Genomic DNA, 15,591 nt, shown 5'->3' on the forward strand with positions numbered 1-15,591 from the left:
GTCAGCTGGCCGATAGGGGCTTCAACGCGGTTTGCAGGCTGGGTAGTTGCTGGCAGGGCCTGCGGCTCGGTGTGGGCGCCGGCGTCGCTCGTATCGGGGTCGGCGGCGGCGAGGGCGGAACGGGTGGCCCTGCCGGGCGGGATGCGGCGCGGCAGGGTGCTGACTCTCACGTCGTGGGGGCCGGTGTGTCGGCGGGGCCGTCAGTTGACGGAGTACGTCGGCCTGGCTCCGGGGTGGGGGCTGCTGGTGGGGGTGGTCAGCCGGCGGGGGCGGGTTCCCGCGACGGGTTGAGGGTGGGGAGGTCGGGGTGGAGGGTTTGGAGTTCGGTGTAGACGGTGTGGCCGCGGGTGGGGGTGAGGTCGAGGGAGGTGAGGACGGAGGGGATGACGACGCTGGGCAGGACGTGGCGCAGGAGGGCGCTGACGCGGGTGGGGAGGTCTTGGTAGTTGGTCAGGGCCTGGGACATGGCCTGGATGCCGGCGAAGGCGCCGACGAGGACGTCGGCGGTCTCGGTGGGGGTGACGTGGGGCAGGAGTTCGCCCTGGGTTTTGGCCTCATCCAGGAGTTGGGTGCCGACCTCGCTCCAGCGCAGGAAGGGTCCGCTGCGGTCGAGGCCCTGGGCTTGCTGGTCGAGGGAGAGGCGTACCCCGGCGCGGACCATGGCGTCGGTTTGCAGGCGGTAGGCGTGCAGGACGACGGTGTCGACCATCTGCTGGATTTTGCAGGCGCGTTCGGGGATGGGCACGTCGAGGTCCTGGGCGTGCAGGACGCCCTCGGCGAGGTGTTCTTTGGAGGGGAAGTGGAAGTACAGGGCGCCCTTGGTGACGCCGGCGCTGGCGAGGATCTCGTTGACGGTGGCGGCCTGGTAGCCGCGTTCTTCGAAGACCCGTGCCGCGGCCGACAGGATGACGCGCCGGGTGCGGACCGCCCGTTCTTGTTTCGCCATGTCGGCCTCCTCCTTGCCGGTGAGTCCCAAGACCCAATAAAAAACCGTCCAGTTTGTATATTACAGGTGTTTGGTGGGCGCGGCATCCCTTCCGGCCGTGAAACGTTCAAGGAGTTGTGCCTCCAAGGGCCGCCACCTGGGCGGCAGGAGGCTGCGCAGCAAGCGGCAGGGGCGTCGGTCGCGTACCGGATCCGGAGGGGTGAGCGCGGGGCGGTGGAGGGGGCGGGGGTTGTGCGCCGGACCCGGGGGGCGGGAGGCGTGCATCGGGGCCGGGGGCGGAAGTCCGCGCCGCAACCCGGCAGGGAGGGGACGCGCGGGACCCGGCGGGGTGGGTGCCGGGCACGTCCAGGGAACGGGGGCGGGTGCCGGGTTCCGGCCCGGGGGCGGGAGTTCATGGACGGTTCGCAGGGCGGGGAAGAGAAGGGGTGGGTGCGGTGATTTTGGTGACCGGGGGGACGGGGACGGTGGGCCGGGAGTTGCTGGGGCGTTTTCCGGTCGGCTGGCGGGTGCGGGTGATGGCCAGGGATCCCGGCCGGGTGGCCGGGCTGGTCCGGGCGGCGGGGGTGGCGGGGAGGGTGGAGGCGGTTGCCGGGGACTTTCGGGATCCGCGGTCGCTGGCTGCGGCGCTTGAGGGTGTACAGACGGCGTTCCTGGTGACGACGGATGTGGCGGGCGGGGATGATGAGCGGTTTGTGGCTGCGGCGCGAGGGGCGGGGGTGCGGCGGGTGGTGAAGCTGTCGGCCGCCGCGGTGCTGGATGAGCAGGCGAATGATCTGATCACCCGCTGGCAGCGCGGGGCGGAGGAGCTGCTGTACGGCTCGGGCCTTGAGTGGACGCTGCTGCGCCCGCGGGCGTTCACCTCCAACGCCCTGGCGTGGGCGCCGTCCGTGCGATCCGCGCGTACCGTGCGCGCGCTGTACGGGACCTCTCCCCATGCCTGTGTGGATCCGCGGGATGTGGCGGAGGTGGCCGTCCGGGTTTTGACGGAGGAGGGGCATGCGGGGTGCGCCTATACCCTGACCGGGCCGGAGGCCGTGACCGCGGCTGGGCAGACGGAGCAGTTGGGCCGGCTGCTGGGCGTCCGGTTGCGGTGTGAGGAGTTCTCCCTGGATCAGGCGCGCGCGGCGCTTGCGCGCCGTTATCCGGCGCTGGTGGCCGAGGCGCTGCTTGCAAGCGCGCAGCGTCAGCGGGCCGGCGCGAAGGCGGGAGTCACGGACACGGTCGCCGCGCTGACCGGCCGCCCGGCGGGCACGTTCAGTGCGTGGGCGAGGGACCATCTGGCGGCCTTCGCGCCTGGCGGGTGACCGGCCGGCGGGCCCGGGTGACTGCTTTCCCTTGAGCTTGTCGTTGATGGTCCTGCGCCGAGGGGGTCTCGAGGCTCTTTCGGTGTTTTCCCGGTTTCACTGGATGAGTGAGGGGCCAAGGGCCGATCCCGTGCTGATCGACAGCGCAGCTCGGCGGCCGGGGTCGTGGGACTGGTCGAGTCCGAGGTTCAATGAGACTCGTTGATGGTGGTGACGGCGTTCCGGTCGGATGTGTAGGCGTGCCTGACCGCGCGGGGCGACGATCTGTTCGGGCTGTGCGACGCATTGTGCGGACCGGACCGTCGGTGCACAGGGTTGCCCTCCTATCGGACGGTCCAGGTCGGGGACACCGCCGCGCTCCCTTCAGCGGGTCAGAACTCGCACCGTGGGGCGACGGCTGCGAGGGATAGCTCTGCCGTCCAGGTGAGACTCGGGTCCACCCGCTGCCCCGACCCGTCGGTGCCTACGAGCGCGACATTGTGCCGGTCGCCGATCAGGCCGGTCGCGCACCATATGCGAACGTCCTCCTCGGCCTCGTCTTATGGCACGAGCACGAGCTTTCCCTTCGCTGCCGAGCGCTCGAGCATCTCGTGCGCGAGACGAGCGTCCGACAGCGGCAGGCGTTCGGCCACGACGGGGTGGATCTTGTGTTCACGGAGCAGCTCTAGCAGCGCGCGGAAGTCCGCCCGGAACTGCTCCGGGTCGCGGGGACCTCCACCCACGGGAAGCGCTGGGTGGCTGCCGGCCACGGGCAGCACTTGGCGGTGACGACCGTGCAGTTTCTGGATCCGGTAGGCGAGTGCCTGCCGACGGGGCGAGAGCAGGCTCCAAAGCGCGACGGCCCCCGTAGCCGCGTACCACTCTGCCCACGCTCGCCGGTTCTTGTGCCCATGCTCGAGCGTGGCGTAGTGGCCGTACACGACAAGCCGTCCGCCGCGCCTCAGCGCGCGGAAGGAGCGCAGCGACACCGCGCCGCCGAGGCCGTCGAGCACGACGTCGACGCCTTTCCCGGGGAGCTCGCGTACGCGCGCCAGGAAGTCCTCGTTGCGATAGTCGATCGCCACCGCGCCGAGCTGTTCGACCTTGGCCCGGTCGCGGGCGGACGCGGTTCCATAGAGGTGAAGCCCGGCGGCCGCTCCGAGTTCGAGGACCGCGGTGCCCACCCTGCCGGCAGCACCGTGCACGAGCACCGACTCGCCGCTCCTCACCCTCGCCACGCGGTGCAGCAGCTGGTAGGCGGTCATGTAAGTGAACACGAGGTTCAGAACCTCGGCGGGGTCGAGGTTCTCGGGTACCTCGACCGCCTCCGCCTCCGGCACGCAGACGCGCTCCGCGTCGGCGCCCCACACCGTCAGCGCACCGATGCGGTCCCCCTCTCGCAGCCTCGAGCAGCCCGGGCCCAGCTCCTCGACGACACCGACGAGCTCATAGCCGGGCGTGAACGGCGGCTTCGGTACGCCCAGATACGTGCCGGCGCGCAGTTGGGCATCGGTGAACGACACGCCTGCGGCCAGCACCCTGACGCACACCTCACCAGGCCCCGGCCGGGGATCGTCGTCCTCTACGACCCGCAAAACCTCGGGGCCGCCGAAATGATCAATGACGACGCGCTTCACGTCTTCAGCCTAGGTAGGCTGCACCGCCCTCGCATCCGATCGATCATGCGGTGGTGGGAATCGTGACCTCCTCAGGTCGGCGGTTCTTGCTCTCGGAATCGGTGGCCTCCTGTTGTCCGCAGGGGGCCGCCGCCGTGTCGGCGAACGGCACCAGAGGCCACCGAGAAACATTCTCTGGCACGGCACTGACGCGGAGGCAGTTCCTCCGCTTCTCCGTCAAGCCGACCATCACGTTCCCATCTTCGTCCGCCCCGCGCAGGCGGCGATGTCGATGCCGGCCAGGATGTCGGCGTTCATGCGGTCGAGGTGTCGAAGGTGTCGAAGGTGTCGAAGGTGTCGAAGGTGTACGCGATGTCAGCGAAGACGTCGCGCGACGGATGCGTGGAGCGGTCGACCAGGCGCCGAACTCCCGCGGCATCTCCCGCCACTGCCCGCCGGTCTTGAACCGCCAGATCACGCCCTCGAACTGCTGCCGTAGCTGCTCGGGGTACGGGCCGTACCGGCCTGTCGGCAAGTGCGGATCGATGAACTCCCGATCCTCATCCGTCAGTTGCGCTTGCGTCACGCAAGACGATCTACCGGAGGCACTCGGCAGCCACATCATCGTGTGGTGGCTGATCATGCGTTCATGCCGGTGAGAGACCCTTGCTCGAGTTGATGCGGACCTGGCCGGCGGCCGGGTTCGCCTTGCGCGCCAGCGCCTGCGCGGTCTCATCTCGTCCTTCCCGCACGATCTGTCGCTCCGTCGTCGTCTGGCGGAGGTGTACCGGCTCTACGGCGATGCTGCCGAGGCTGGACGCTGGATGTACCTCGAAGAGGACCGCAACGCCGATGAGACCGCTGCCTTCGAGGCGCGGTATGTCTGTGCCGGGTGGCGGATGAAGGCCCTTGCCTGGCAGGGGCCTTCAGGCGAAGGCCGTCACCGCTTCCGCTAAGGAGCAGCTGGTCATGGTGCGGACCGCCTGCGCCCAGGAGGTGGGGCACCCCGTTGACTGGGACGACCCCGTCTCCTACCGGGACGGCCTGGAAGGCAAGCGCGAGGCGCCCTTTGAGCCGTGGACGGTCGGCGGTGTGCTGGCGGCCAGCGGCTGGCCGTTCTCTTGTTCCTCGCGATCTGGGTGAAGGGACTCCTTTCCCTTTTCGGCTGACCGGGGGGTGTGCCTCGTGAGATCACAGGTCACGGCTCTGGTGTGCGTGACGGGGGGACTGATGCCGGTTGGCGGCGGATGACCCTGGCGTGGATCATCGGGCAGGTCCGGTTCCGGCGGACTGGGCCGGGTTCGACTGCACCGGTGACGGGCCCCGCCTGCGATTCGTCAGCAAGTCGGCACGCCATGAGACCGCGGGAGGCTGCGAAGGTGCAGGAGCGGCAGGGATCACCGCTCGCCGGAGCGAACTGGATGCTCTCGCCGAGCAGTTGACCCGAGCACCTACCGCAGGAGGTGCAGGTCGAGCGGGAGGAACCGGTGATCGCGGAGCGGGTGTTGGATCCTCTGCCCGCGCAGGACAGGCCGATGCCGACGCTCGCTCCGGTGCCGGCGAAGGGGGCCGTGCCGTGCAGGCGGTTCTGCTGATCCCGCACCGACGCCGCCGGCGAGGGCGCGCTGCCGGCCGACTGCCGCAGGATCCTGGTGATCGTGCGGGAGGCGGGATGGCCCGGTGCAGGCCGGGGCGGTTGGCGAGCCACGGCCTGGACGTGTCGGTGCGCGGCAGGCTGGAGCCGCTGGGGGCCGAAAATGACCAAGCTCGCCGAGCGGGGCTGGCTGCACAACAGCGGCCTGACGGGCAGGTCACCGCACGTTCGTGGCGCCCCGTCAGGCAACGTGTGCCTTCTGTAGGCTCTCCGTCGCCGAACGGAGGTTTGATGTGGATGGTGGCCCGCACAGATCCTGGCTGGCCGCCGCACTCGTCGCGGGCGTTCTGAGTGCTTGCGATCCGGCGACCGTGGATATCACGGACCCCGCCAACTTCAGCTCTGTCGCCTTCGTCAATGACACCGGCTCCCCAGCTGTCCTGTTCGAGTGTGCCGACAGCCGTGGGCGTGACTGCCATGACATGAGCGGACGACTCGCTCCCGGAGACCGTAGCGACCAGCAGGTGTACTGGGGAGGTCCCGATCCCTGGCAGGTTCGGGACACACGGGGGCAGATCATCGGCCTTCTGCTCGTGAACACGCCTCGTCGTGAATCGGGAGCTGTCTCCAACCTCGGTGATGCCGATGCCAAGCCCGGAAAGCCGACGACTCCGCGCGTCTCGCCACACCCTGCCCCGACCCGGTAAATCGGTTCCCCTCAGGCGGTGCTCGCGCGGCATGGGCTGTTGGTTCCTGCGGACGCGGCATCCCCGCCGGCCGGGGTCACGCGGTGGGTTTTGGCGGCGACGCTGTGGCAGGCGCCGGCCTGGTCGGAGGAGTCCGCGGTCCGTTCCAAGTGCCCCGTCATGGAGGCGGGTTGGCCGGTGCGCTGGTACTTCTTGCGGTCCTGCCGGGTGCGTTCCGCCTCGGTGTGGTGGGCGGGGCTGCCGTGCTGGGTGGCATCTGCTGTCCCCGACGGCCTGCCCCGCCCGTCGGGTCCGGCAGATGTCCCCGGGGGGTGGTCAGGTGAGGGGTGGGGCCATGGTGAGGGTGCAGCGGAAGACGTCTTCTTCGTTCTGTCGGGCGGTGACGTGGACGGTTCGGGTGCCTCCCGGGTCGGTGCCTGTGCCGTCGGTCGGGTGTGCCTCGACGGTGCAGGAGGTGTCGAGTTCGACGTAGTGCAGGAACTCACTGGTGATGGCGAGGGGGAGGGTGGTGTGGCCGAGGGTGGCCGTGGCGGCTTGGCGGGCGGCTTCGATCAGCAGCATGCCGGGGACGTGGTCGACGATGTGGTCGAAGAGGACGGGGTGGCGGGTGTCGACCCGCAGCTGCCAGCGGTGGGGCTGGCCGAGGGGGGAGAGGACGACGTCGGTGGGGGACATGCGGCCCACCCTCTGGGGGGGTTCGGGGGCGGTGAGGGGCAGGACCTGTAGGTCGCCGGGGCCGCGGGCGGCGCGCAGGCGCTGGTAGACGCGGGGGGCGATGCAGGTCTGGGTGCCGCCTCCGGTGGCGAGGAGCTGTCCGTCGCGGTGGAGGGCCACCTCGATGCGGAAGCCGGTCACCTCCCCGCGGCGTTGTTTGATGTCGCGGACGCGGACGTCGAGTTCGAGGGTGGCGGGGGTGGCGGCCACGCGCATCTGTGCGGGGCGGACAGCGACGCTCAGGTCGCTGACCAGGAAGCAGTGGCCGAGGGGGACGCCGTATTCGGCGTGGGCCAGGAGCAGGCCGGCCTGGCGGATCGTTTCGGCGGCGATGAGGGGGTCGTGGCAGCCGTCGATGGTGGTGAAGAAGCTGTGTCCGCGGGGCCACTGGGCGGCCAGGGTGAAGTGGTCCTCGCTCCGGCGTGCCCAGTCGGTCAGCATGACCTCGGCGACGGATGCGCGGTGCACGAGTTCTTTGGGGACGGTGCTGGTCAGTGGCTGGAAGACGGGGGCGCCGCCGGTGGGGGCGCCGGGGCCTGCCGGTTGCGTCAGGCCGGGTATCACGCGGGTGGTGCGGTAGGTGCTCACAGACATGGACATGGTTTCCCCCCGAGCCGCCGTGGCCTGGATGTGGCCGGAATGTGGGTGGTGGAGCGCCGAGGACAGTGAAGATACATACCACCCGGTTTAATTTCTAGAAGGAATGCGGAGTTCCCATGGGCAAAATGTGGAGCACCTCGTTCCCAATCCGCAGAGGAGTGCTCGAAGCGCTCTCTATCCCTGCTGAACGGGCACCTCCGGCACCCTCGCGGCGCCGTGGAGCCTTCCGGCGGTCCCCGGGCCGGCGGGGGTGTCCTCCGCACGTCTTCTCGAGTCGTTCTCGAGCGGCCTGCCCGAGGGGTCTCTCCCATGCGGCGGGCATATTCCCTGATCACGGTGGCCGGGAGGGATCGTGCGGGGCGGATTGGCGGCCGCGGTCCGGCCTAGAGGCCCGCCGGCGCGGGGGCGCGGCGGACGCCGGGGAGGAGGCGCCGGCGGCCTGGCTGCCACCGACGTCCCGGCTCCCGCGCTCCGGTCCCCGGAAAACCGCATGAGCGCGGCCCTTGGCTCTGCAAGACCTTCACATTTAAAATAGAGACCGCGTGCGCGGTTTGTTACCATCCTGTGGGTCGGCCGGCGGTGACGGTCTGCGAGGCAGGGGAGCGTGCGTGCGCGCGCGCTCTCGCGTGTCTCGTGTGCGGTGTCGTGCGGTTCGGTGGCCGGGGTCGTGCCGAGTCGCCCGGACGCCTGTGGATTTGTGCCCGGTTGTTTTGGTGGGGCCGTATACGGCCCGGCCCGGTCTGGTCTGGTCTGTTGGCGGTGCGTGCTGCCGTGTGCGGGCGGGGCGGTCCGGCCGGGGGGTGGGCCGCGCGGGCGGGCGGCAATGGTGGAGCCGGTCGGTGGCGGCCGGCCGCAGGTCAGGGAGAGTGGGCGATGGTGAAGCAGGAGCGGGCTGCGCGTACGCGTCAGTCGTTGGTGCGGGCGGCGGCCGAGGTGTTCGCCCGGGACGGCTTCGTGCTGGCCTCGCTGACCTCGATCAGCAAGCGGGCCGGGGTGAGCAACGGCGCGCTGCACTTCCACTTCGCCAGCAAGCAGGACCTGGCGCGCGCGGTCGAGGACGAGGCCGCCGCCGTGCTGCGGGCGATCGGCGCCTCCGTACAGGCGGGCGGCTCCCGTGCGCTGCAGCGGCTCATCGACGCCACCCACGCCCTGATGGAGCACCTGGAGCAGGATGTGGTGGTGCGGGCCGGGTTCGAGCTGGGCAGCGGGCCGCCGCGCCGGGACGGGGCGGCGGACTTGCGTGGGCAGTGGCAGGGCTGGGTGGAGGAGGTCCTCAAGGACGCCGAGCGCGACGGGATCCTGGCCCCGGGGGTGTCCGCGGCCGACGCCGCGGTCACGGTGGTGGCGGCGACCGTGGGCTTTGAGCAGCTCGGCGCGGAGGACCCGGTGTGGATGTCGGCGCGGACGCTGGTGCAGTTCTGGGACCTGCTGCTGCCCCGGCTGGCAGCGGCCGACGTCCTGGACGGGCTCGAGCCCGGCGGCACCCCGGCCACGGCGTCCCGCCAGGGATGACCGCACCAGCACCCGTGGCCTGTCACGGGCCGGCACTGCCCTGGCTGCCTTGTAGGCCTTGGCTGCCGTGCTGTGCTGATCCCTGGTTTGGCTGACCGGGCAGGACGGGCCGCGTGCCAGAGCGTGGCGCGGTAGGGCGGGTCCGTCCTGGACGGAAAAGCCATTTCGGCGAGGTGGAGCGCCCGTGGAAACACCCAGCCGGCGCGTACCGCCAGAACCCCTTGCACAAGAGGAGGGTGACACCACTTCGGACGGCTCTGGATGCGTACCCGCACCACGGACCGCTCGCGCGGAGCAGCATGTACGCCATGGAGATTACGGCCCGGGACTTCGACCGGAAGTCCTCCCAGATCCTCGCCGCAGCAGCCCGTGGCGAGACCGTCACCGTCACCAAGAACGGCACCCCCGGGGCCACGGGTCGTGCCGATCAACGACACCGAGGTGCCCCCGTACCCGACCGATGCCATGGGTGACCTCGATCTGCCCGACCTCGGCCTGCCCGACCTCACCGACGGCGAGAGCGAGGACGCTCCTCAGGGCCGGGGGTTAGGGTCGGCGGATGCGCCGGTTCACAGAGGGTGAAGTCTTGTCGGGGGTTGTGCGGGAGGCGTTGGGGGCGGGGGCCTGCGTGGTGGGGGTGGAGCGGTTGCGTGGCGGGAGCAAGAAGGGGGTCTACCGGGTTCATACGGAGGGGTCGCGCGCGGCGAGTGTGATCGTTTACAGCTGGGCGGAGGGCGAGAATTTCTGGCCGGCTGTGGGCGCTGTCGACGCGGCCGATCCGTTCGCTCCGGCCTCGGGGCTGGTCCCCTTCCTGGCCGCGCAGCGCAGGCTGGACGGTCTGGGAGTGCGGGTTCCGGGGGTGCTGGTGGCGGACGACAGCCGGCGCCACGGCCCGGCGGATGTGGCGGTTCTCGAGGACGTTGCCGGCGGCACGCTGGAAGCGCTGCTGACGACGGATCCCGCCCGCGCCTCGCAGGCCCTGCGCGAGCTGGCCGCCCTGCTTCAGGTGATGCACCGGCAGCACAGTGAGCACTACGGCAGGGTGGATGTCCTCGAGGGGAGCGGCACAGTGGGGGGCGGTTCATGCCAGCGGCTGGTGCTGGAGCGTGCCGTGGAGGATCTCGGCGAGGCGGCCGGACGTGAGCCCAGGATCGCAGCGGCCGCGGCCTTGTTGCACGAGCGCCTGCAGGAGCTGGCCGGGCGGGTGGCGCCGCGCAGGCAGCACGCGCTGATCCACGGCGAACTCGGCCCGGACCACGTCCTGGTCGATGCCCTGGGGCATCCCGTTCTCATCGACATCGAAGGGCTGATGTTTTTCGATGTCGAGTGGGAGCACGTGTTCCTGCGGCTGCGTTTCGGCGACCACTACCCGGCCTTGTCCCGCCCCGGACTCGATCCGGCACGGAGCGACCTCTACCTGCTCGCGATGCGTCTTTCCCTGGTGGCCGGCCCCCTTCGCCTGCTCGACGGCGACTTCCCGCACCGCACGGTGATGCAGGACATCGCCGAGCACAACGTCAGGCAAACGCTGGCCTTGTTGGCCCGGTAGCACCGCGTCCGTCACCTGCCTATCACTCCCGGCGCAACGGCCGGTCCTCGACGCGTTCTCCTGGCGCACGCGTCACTGTTGTCATCACTGGTGGGCATGCGCGGGCCGGCTGATCGGCCACCGCCTTGGGAACCGGCCGGCAAACGCTGCTCCTCGACCGGCGCTGGCGCCTGCTCGCATACCTCGCAACAGGGCCCCGCGACGGTTGTGATGGGTGCCGTGGGGTGCTGGCAGGGGGCGGGGGTGCGGGTGGGTTCGAGTGGTCCTTGAGCAGGGCTCAAGGGTTGGGGGGTGGGGGGATGTTGTACTGGCGGCAGGGACCGGGTTCGGCCGCGCGGACCGGGGCTGGTCCGGGTGATTGATGGGCTTTCGGGAGTGAGCATGAGCAGCACCAAGAGCGGCAAGAGCACCAAGAGCGGCGAGAGCGGCTCGTATGAGGGGTTCTCGGCCGAGGAACGGGCCGCGATGAAGGACCACGCCAAGGAGCAGAAGGCGGCGGCGCGGCGCGGTTCGCAGGCGGAGAAGGCGGCGCTGGCGGAGCAGGACGTCCTGGCCAAGATCGCCGAGATGCAGGGTGCGGACCGGGTGATGGCCGAGCGGGTCCATGCCGTCGTCACCGCCAGCGCTCCTCAGCTGGCGCCGAAGCTGTGGTACGGCATGCCCGCCTACGCCCTGGACGGCAAGGTGGTGTGCTTCTTCCAGAGCGCGGCGAAGTTCAAGGCCCGCTACGCCACCCTCGGCTTCAACGACCCGGCCCAGCTGGACGAGGGGTCGATGTGGGCGACCGCTTTCGCGCTGAGTGAGGTGACGGCCGAGGTGGAGGAGCAGATCGCGGCGCTGGTCAAGCGAGCCGTCGGCTAGAGGGAACGCCCTGTCAGGTCGGGACGCCCCGACAGGTGACAGGTGACAGGTGGTTGCCCCTCTTCGTGGTGTGTCCGCGGTGGTGATCGGGGTGCGCGGCCAGTCGGGGGACGCTGCGCGTCGTTTCCACTTGCCTGCGGCCGGGGCGGACGTGGGCCCATGCGTCGGGCGGGGCGCGGTGGGCGCCGATGCTGCCCTCGTCCCGGCGTTTCGACGCCAACCCCAGCATCGACGCAGCCACCGTCAGCACACTCGCCAGCTGCGAGTGGATCAAGAAGGGGCAGCCGCTCTGCCTGATCGGCGACTCCGGCACCGGCAAGTCGCACATGCTGATCGCCCTGGGCGCCGAGGCCGCCATGAAGGGCTACCGGGTCCGATACACGATCGAAGCCGCCGACGAGAAGCAGCTCACCAAGACCATCGCCCGCTACGGCCGCGTCGATCTATTGTGTATCGACGAGTTGGGATACAGCGTCGCCATCGCCTCCGAACGAGTCGTTCGGCGGCTGGACGAAGACCTTCACCGACCCCCGGCTCTGCGCGGCCATCGTCGACTGACTGACCTTCAACGGCACGATCATCGAGACCGGCACCGACTCCTACCGGCTCGCCGGCACCCGAGCCCGAGCCGAGGAACCTGCCAAGGCTGGTTGACGCCTGCGGCTTCCTACTCGACTGCCTGACGCCCTCCGGGCGGCAGGCAGTTCCCACGATGAGGGGCAGGCTCGACGGTTTCTCAAGGCCTATGCGGATCCGTCCACCGACGGCGCTGGGGCATACGGCTCGATCTCATGCCATGCCGGTGGGCCACCAAGCTGCCAGTCGAGCGGCAGCTGCGATCCGTCCAGTGAGGCACGGGCCGCATTGACGAAACGCATTTGGCCCTCAGCCAGGGCGGCGTGGATCCTCTGCAAGTCCTCGCGCGTCTTGGGTGAGCTGTCGACCAGTTCACAGAAGCGTCCCACGGCCCCCGTCAGTTCTGAAGCTGCCGCCGCCACTTCACGCGGCGCAACCAGGCTGATCGTCGTGAGCGCCGAGTGCCACGGCACCCAATCAGCCGTATGGGGCCGGTCCTCGAGGAACGCCTCACGAAGTTCCATCTCCAGCGTGGCGAACGCCTGCAAGAAGGCCGCATACGCCGCCGTCCGGTTGTCCCTGATCCACTGCTGATTCTGGCTCCGCCGTCCGACCACACCGCCGGCAACAACCCCTACGAGCGTGGTGGCAGCACCACCTGCGCTCGAGATCACCAGCTCCCACGGAACAGCCACGACAACCCCCCACACACTGAACGTGCCGCGCAACCGAACAAGGCTCAGCCCAGAAGCCCAGAAGCCCAGAAGCCCAGAAGCCCAGAAGCCCAGACGTTAGCCGATCACGCCGGACCCGCTCCGCGCGACCTCGTCGAGACGGCCAACCAGCGACTCGCCGAATCGCACTGGACCCACACGCTGACGTCATTTCTCGTGAACATCCCCGGACAATCGCTGCTGCTGAACATGAACAAAGCCACCGGCCTGGCCCTGCCCTGGGACTGCGGCGTCGTCGACATCGTCGAAAGGGGCGCGTCAGCAGGATCGAGCTGCTCTCGTGAGATGTTCGGCCGAGCAGGTTGTGGCCCGCTGCGCATGCGCGTACTGCCGGCCACCTGATCAACCCCTCTCTGGCATTCGGTGACAGGACTTGCCTCTACGACAAGAGAGGGGGCAGGAGGCGGCAGCGTGGAGGCGGTAGGAGCGGTCAGCCTGATCCGCATGGCCGCTGCCAACCTGGCCGGCGAACCCTGGCAGCGCCCCTCGGACGCTTGCCTGGTCCAGGTGGGCCTGGACGCCCTGCTGGCCGGCGTCGAGGCTCCCTCGTTTTTCCTGCCGGCCGGCCTCGCGCGTGGTGAATACCCCCAGGCCCGCGGGCTGTTCGGCCTGGTACTGCAAGAGCTGGGTCTGCTGCCGCCGGTCTCGCAAGATCTTGGCGGGGCGCGATGGACCGCAGCTTGGTGGTGGGCCGGCCAGATCGTGGCATGCCGGCTCGATCCCGGGCGCGGAGCGAAGCTGATCCATGAGGAGGCTGCAGCCGAACTCGGCTATCCCGACGCGCTGCAGCCCGTCGTCGATCTGGCGAGAGCACCCGGCCTGCCGGACAGCCGACCTCCGCACCAGCCGCCCCTTGGCGACCGGGTCACCTTTGCCGCGCGAGACCTTCTCGCCACCCAAGCGCACCCCGGCCACAGCCTTTGAGCTGCGTCGCATGCCCCACCATGACCGGTTCCCGCACGTCGTGCCACAACCTGCGGGGCACCGGCACGTGTGCCTGAGTTCCGGGGTCAGCTGACCGACGAGCACAGGGCCTGCCCTGTGGGTGGCGAAGGAAGTCGTTTGCCGCCCGACGCCGGCGTTCCTAGCCTGCGTCGGGTGATGACGGGTGATGACGTGTTGTGCGTGCTGGCCCTGCTGCAGCGGGCGCAGGCGGACGTGTGGGTGGGTGGCGGATGGGGAATCGACGCTCTGATCGGGGAGCAGACCCGACACCATCGCGATCTGGACCTGATGCACCGGCAGGAGCAGGAGGCGGCTGTGCTGGCCGCCCTGGGTGCGGCGGGTTTCGTTCAGAGCCTGAACTGCAGGCCCGTCCGGTTCGTGGTGAGGGCTGCGGACGGACGGGAGATTGACCTTCACCCGCTGGTCTTCGCTGATGACGGCTCAGCGGTGCAGGCCTCGCCCGCACCGCAACGGCCCTTCACCTATCCCTCCTCCTGCTTCGTGACGGGAACCATCCACGGGGCGCCTGTCCCCTGCCTGTCCGCCTGGCAGCAGGTCTACTTCCACCAGGGATACCAACCATCGGAACGCGACCGGCACGACATGGCACAACTGCGCCGCGTCTTCGGGATCACCACGCACTTTTGACCTCGAGGCGGTGCCAAAACTCAACCGGTATTTTCGCGCGCACGGAGCACGCACCGATGCCGGAACTCATCGGCATGCGCTGTTCCTGGTCATCGACAAGCCAAGCGCTCTCGTCGCCGGCGCCCTGCCGGGCAGCCCTGTCGTGATCGACGCCGATGACGCCCGGGGAGCCGCTGCCCGAACTGCCCTGCCGTCTTCGCACGGTGGCCGGACGTGTACGCGATGGGGTGGTCGGGGACGGATCGGATCTGTCGGGTCGGCCGGGTGGACAGGGCCGAGGTCGGCCCGTGGCGTCAGGAGGGGCGGCAGATCCGCCGCGCACTGCAGGCACCCGCTGATCCCTGTTCGTGACCGCTTCGGCGCACGTCGTGCCGGAGCCCGTCGGGCGGGCGGCCCTGACCGTGGCTCGGGCCGGGGGTGTGCCGGGCCGCCGGTGCTTCCCTCGGGCGGGAGGCACCGGTGCACGCTTCGCCGAGGAGGACCGCCGCTGTGGGGATACGCTTTTTTGGGGCGTTGCGGGTCAGTGCCGTCGCCTGACATCTCAGCGCCGCTCACCAGGGCACGGGCGTTGCGTCCCAGGAGAAGAAGCCACCGGTGGGGCCGTCGTCGGGCAGCAGGGCCAGGCGGGCGGCTGCCTGGGCGGCCTCGGCCGGGTCGTCGCCGGCAGCGGCGGCCAGGGGGTTGAGGTCGGTGGCCCGCATGCCGGGGGCGAGCGTGTTGACCTTGAAGCCGTCCTCGGCCAGCGTCTGGGCGTAAAGGACGGTGAGGGCGTTGAGGGCGGCTTTGGAGGACCGGTAGGCGGCGGCGCCACCGCTTCCCGGGGTGAACTGGGGGTTGGGGTTCGTGCTCCAGGTCAGCGATGCGGTGCCGCTGGAGATGTTGACGATGCGCGGATGCGCAGAGCGGCGCAGGGCGGGCAGGAAGGCATTGGTCACCGCCACCACCCCGAAGACGTTGGTCTCGTATGTGCGCCGGAACTCCTCGACGCTCGTGTCGGCCGGCGGGGCGAGTGAGGTTGAGATCCCGGCGTTGTTGACCAGCACGTCCAGACGGTCCACCTGGGTCGCGGCCCGTGCGATGCCGTCCATATCTGTCACGTCGAGGACCAGCAGGCGGGCGCCTGCGCCGATCTCCTCGACGGCTCGCTGTCCGAGCCCGCGGTCGCGAGAGCCCACGTACACGGTGAGGCCCTCGGCGGCGAGGAGCCGGGCGATGTGCTTGCCGATGCCCTTGTTGGCACCGGTGACCAGAGCTGTGCGATCGTTCATGGCAACTACCGTTCCCTGGCTGTGGGCGCCCTGCCAGG

The 15,591-nt window shown here is 69.9% G+C and carries 14 protein-coding genes and 3 pseudogenes; 10 read left to right on the top strand and 7 right to left on the bottom strand.

All coding sequences use genetic code 11. The annotated features are described in order from the left end of the window. Positions 1 to 256: 256 nt before the first annotated feature. A complete protein-coding gene (locus FBY22_RS18630; RefSeq protein WP_142146909.1) occupies positions 257 to 946 on the bottom strand; it encodes a ScbR family autoregulator-binding transcription factor in 690 nt (229 codons plus the stop codon). A 434-nt stretch (positions 947 to 1,380) separates the two neighbouring features. Between FBY22_RS18630 and FBY22_RS18635 the strand changes: the two genes are divergently transcribed. Next, positions 1,381 to 2,250 (top strand): NAD(P)H-binding protein, encoded by an 870-nt coding sequence (locus tag FBY22_RS18635; RefSeq protein ID WP_142146911.1) that lies wholly within the window; start codon positions 1,381 to 1,383, stop codon positions 2,248 to 2,250. 539 nt (positions 2,251 to 2,789) lie between these two features. Here FBY22_RS18635 and FBY22_RS18640 read toward each other — a convergent pair. From FBY22_RS18640 to FBY22_RS45105, 3 genes and pseudogenes are all read right to left on the bottom strand, one after another. Next, a complete protein-coding gene (locus tag FBY22_RS18640; protein ID WP_142146913.1) occupies positions 2,790 to 3,866 on the bottom strand; it encodes a medium chain dehydrogenase/reductase family protein in 1,077 nt (358 codons plus the stop codon). 293 nt (positions 3,867 to 4,159) lie between these two features. Beyond that, positions 4,160 to 4,294: a hypothetical protein gene (locus FBY22_RS45100; RefSeq protein ID WP_260845007.1), complete on the bottom strand. Its 135-nt coding sequence runs from the start codon at positions 4,292 to 4,294 to the stop codon at positions 4,160 to 4,162. After that, positions 4,255 to 4,431: pseudogene (locus tag FBY22_RS45105) on the bottom strand (transposase); the annotation flags it as partial. The pseudogene FBY22_RS45105 and the gene FBY22_RS45100, both read right to left, overlap by 40 nt. Before the next feature lie 100 nt (positions 4,432 to 4,531). Between FBY22_RS45105 and FBY22_RS18650 the strand changes: the two are divergent. Then, positions 4,532 to 5,014, top strand: a pseudogene (locus FBY22_RS18650) (DUF6584 family protein). 1,447 nt (positions 5,015 to 6,461) lie between these two features. Here the strand turns inward: FBY22_RS18650 and FBY22_RS18660 are convergent. Beyond that, positions 6,462 to 7,454 (bottom strand): ScbA/BarX family gamma-butyrolactone biosynthesis protein, encoded by a 993-nt coding sequence (locus FBY22_RS18660; RefSeq protein WP_142146917.1) that lies wholly within the window; start codon positions 7,452 to 7,454, stop codon positions 6,462 to 6,464. 879 nt (positions 7,455 to 8,333) lie between these two features. Here FBY22_RS18660 and FBY22_RS18665 point away from each other — a divergent pair. The 5 genes and pseudogenes from FBY22_RS18665 to FBY22_RS18685 form a co-directional block, all read left to right on the top strand. Continuing rightward, entirely contained in the window at positions 8,334 to 8,972 is a 639-nt protein-coding gene (locus FBY22_RS18665; protein ID WP_142146919.1) for a ScbR family autoregulator-binding transcription factor, read from the top strand. A gap of 308 nt (positions 8,973 to 9,280) precedes the next feature. After that, positions 9,281 to 9,445 carry a type II toxin-antitoxin system Phd/YefM family antitoxin gene (locus FBY22_RS45110; RefSeq protein ID WP_260844925.1) on the top strand — a complete coding sequence of 55 codons (165 nt, stop codon included), beginning with the start codon at positions 9,281 to 9,283 and terminating at the stop codon, positions 9,443 to 9,445. Positions 9,446 to 9,531: 86 nt separating this feature from the next. Next, on the top strand, positions 9,532 to 10,521 hold the full coding sequence (locus FBY22_RS18675; protein ID WP_142146921.1) for a phosphotransferase family protein: 990 nt from the start codon (positions 9,532 to 9,534) through the stop codon (positions 10,519 to 10,521). A gap of 381 nt (positions 10,522 to 10,902) precedes the next feature. Next, the gene (locus tag FBY22_RS18680) at positions 10,903 to 11,382 is read left to right on the top strand and encodes an iron chaperone (protein ID WP_142146923.1); all 480 of its coding nucleotides are present in this window, start codon (positions 10,903 to 10,905) and stop codon (positions 11,380 to 11,382) included. Between the two features lie 209 nt (positions 11,383 to 11,591). Then, positions 11,592 to 12,036: pseudogene (locus tag FBY22_RS18685) on the top strand (ATP-binding protein); the annotation flags it as partial. Between the two features lie 89 nt (positions 12,037 to 12,125). On the opposite strand, the gene FBY22_RS18690 reads toward FBY22_RS18685, so the two are convergent. Beyond that, a complete protein-coding gene (locus tag FBY22_RS18690; protein WP_142146925.1) occupies positions 12,126 to 12,653 on the bottom strand; it encodes a hypothetical protein in 528 nt (175 codons plus the stop codon). Between the two features lie 195 nt (positions 12,654 to 12,848). Here FBY22_RS18690 and FBY22_RS18695 point away from each other — a divergent pair, with 195 nt between their 5' ends. The 3 genes from FBY22_RS18695 (at position 12,849) to FBY22_RS18705 (ending at position 14,285) form a co-directional block, all read left to right on the top strand. After that, on the top strand, positions 12,849 to 13,034 hold the full coding sequence (locus FBY22_RS18695) for a hypothetical protein (protein WP_142146927.1): 186 nt from the start codon (positions 12,849 to 12,851) through the stop codon (positions 13,032 to 13,034). Positions 13,035 to 13,136: 102 nt separating this feature from the next. Continuing rightward, positions 13,137 to 13,616 carry a hypothetical protein gene (locus FBY22_RS18700; RefSeq protein ID WP_142146928.1) on the top strand — a complete coding sequence of 160 codons (480 nt, stop codon included), beginning with the start codon at positions 13,137 to 13,139 and terminating at the stop codon, positions 13,614 to 13,616. 177 nt (positions 13,617 to 13,793) lie between these two features. Beyond that, the gene (locus FBY22_RS18705; RefSeq protein WP_142147791.1) at positions 13,794 to 14,285 is read left to right on the top strand and encodes a nucleotidyltransferase domain-containing protein; all 492 of its coding nucleotides are present in this window, start codon (positions 13,794 to 13,796) and stop codon (positions 14,283 to 14,285) included. Between the two features lie 551 nt (positions 14,286 to 14,836). Here the strand turns inward: FBY22_RS18705 and FBY22_RS18710 are convergent. Beyond that, the gene (locus tag FBY22_RS18710; protein WP_142146930.1) at positions 14,837 to 15,553 is read right to left on the bottom strand and encodes an SDR family oxidoreductase; all 717 of its coding nucleotides are present in this window, start codon (positions 15,551 to 15,553) and stop codon (positions 14,837 to 14,839) included. Between the last annotated feature and the right edge of the window lie 38 nt (positions 15,554 to 15,591).

The organism is Streptomyces sp. SLBN-31 (assembly GCF_006715395.1).
Classification (GTDB): domain Bacteria; phylum Actinomycetota; class Actinomycetes; order Streptomycetales; family Streptomycetaceae; genus Streptomyces.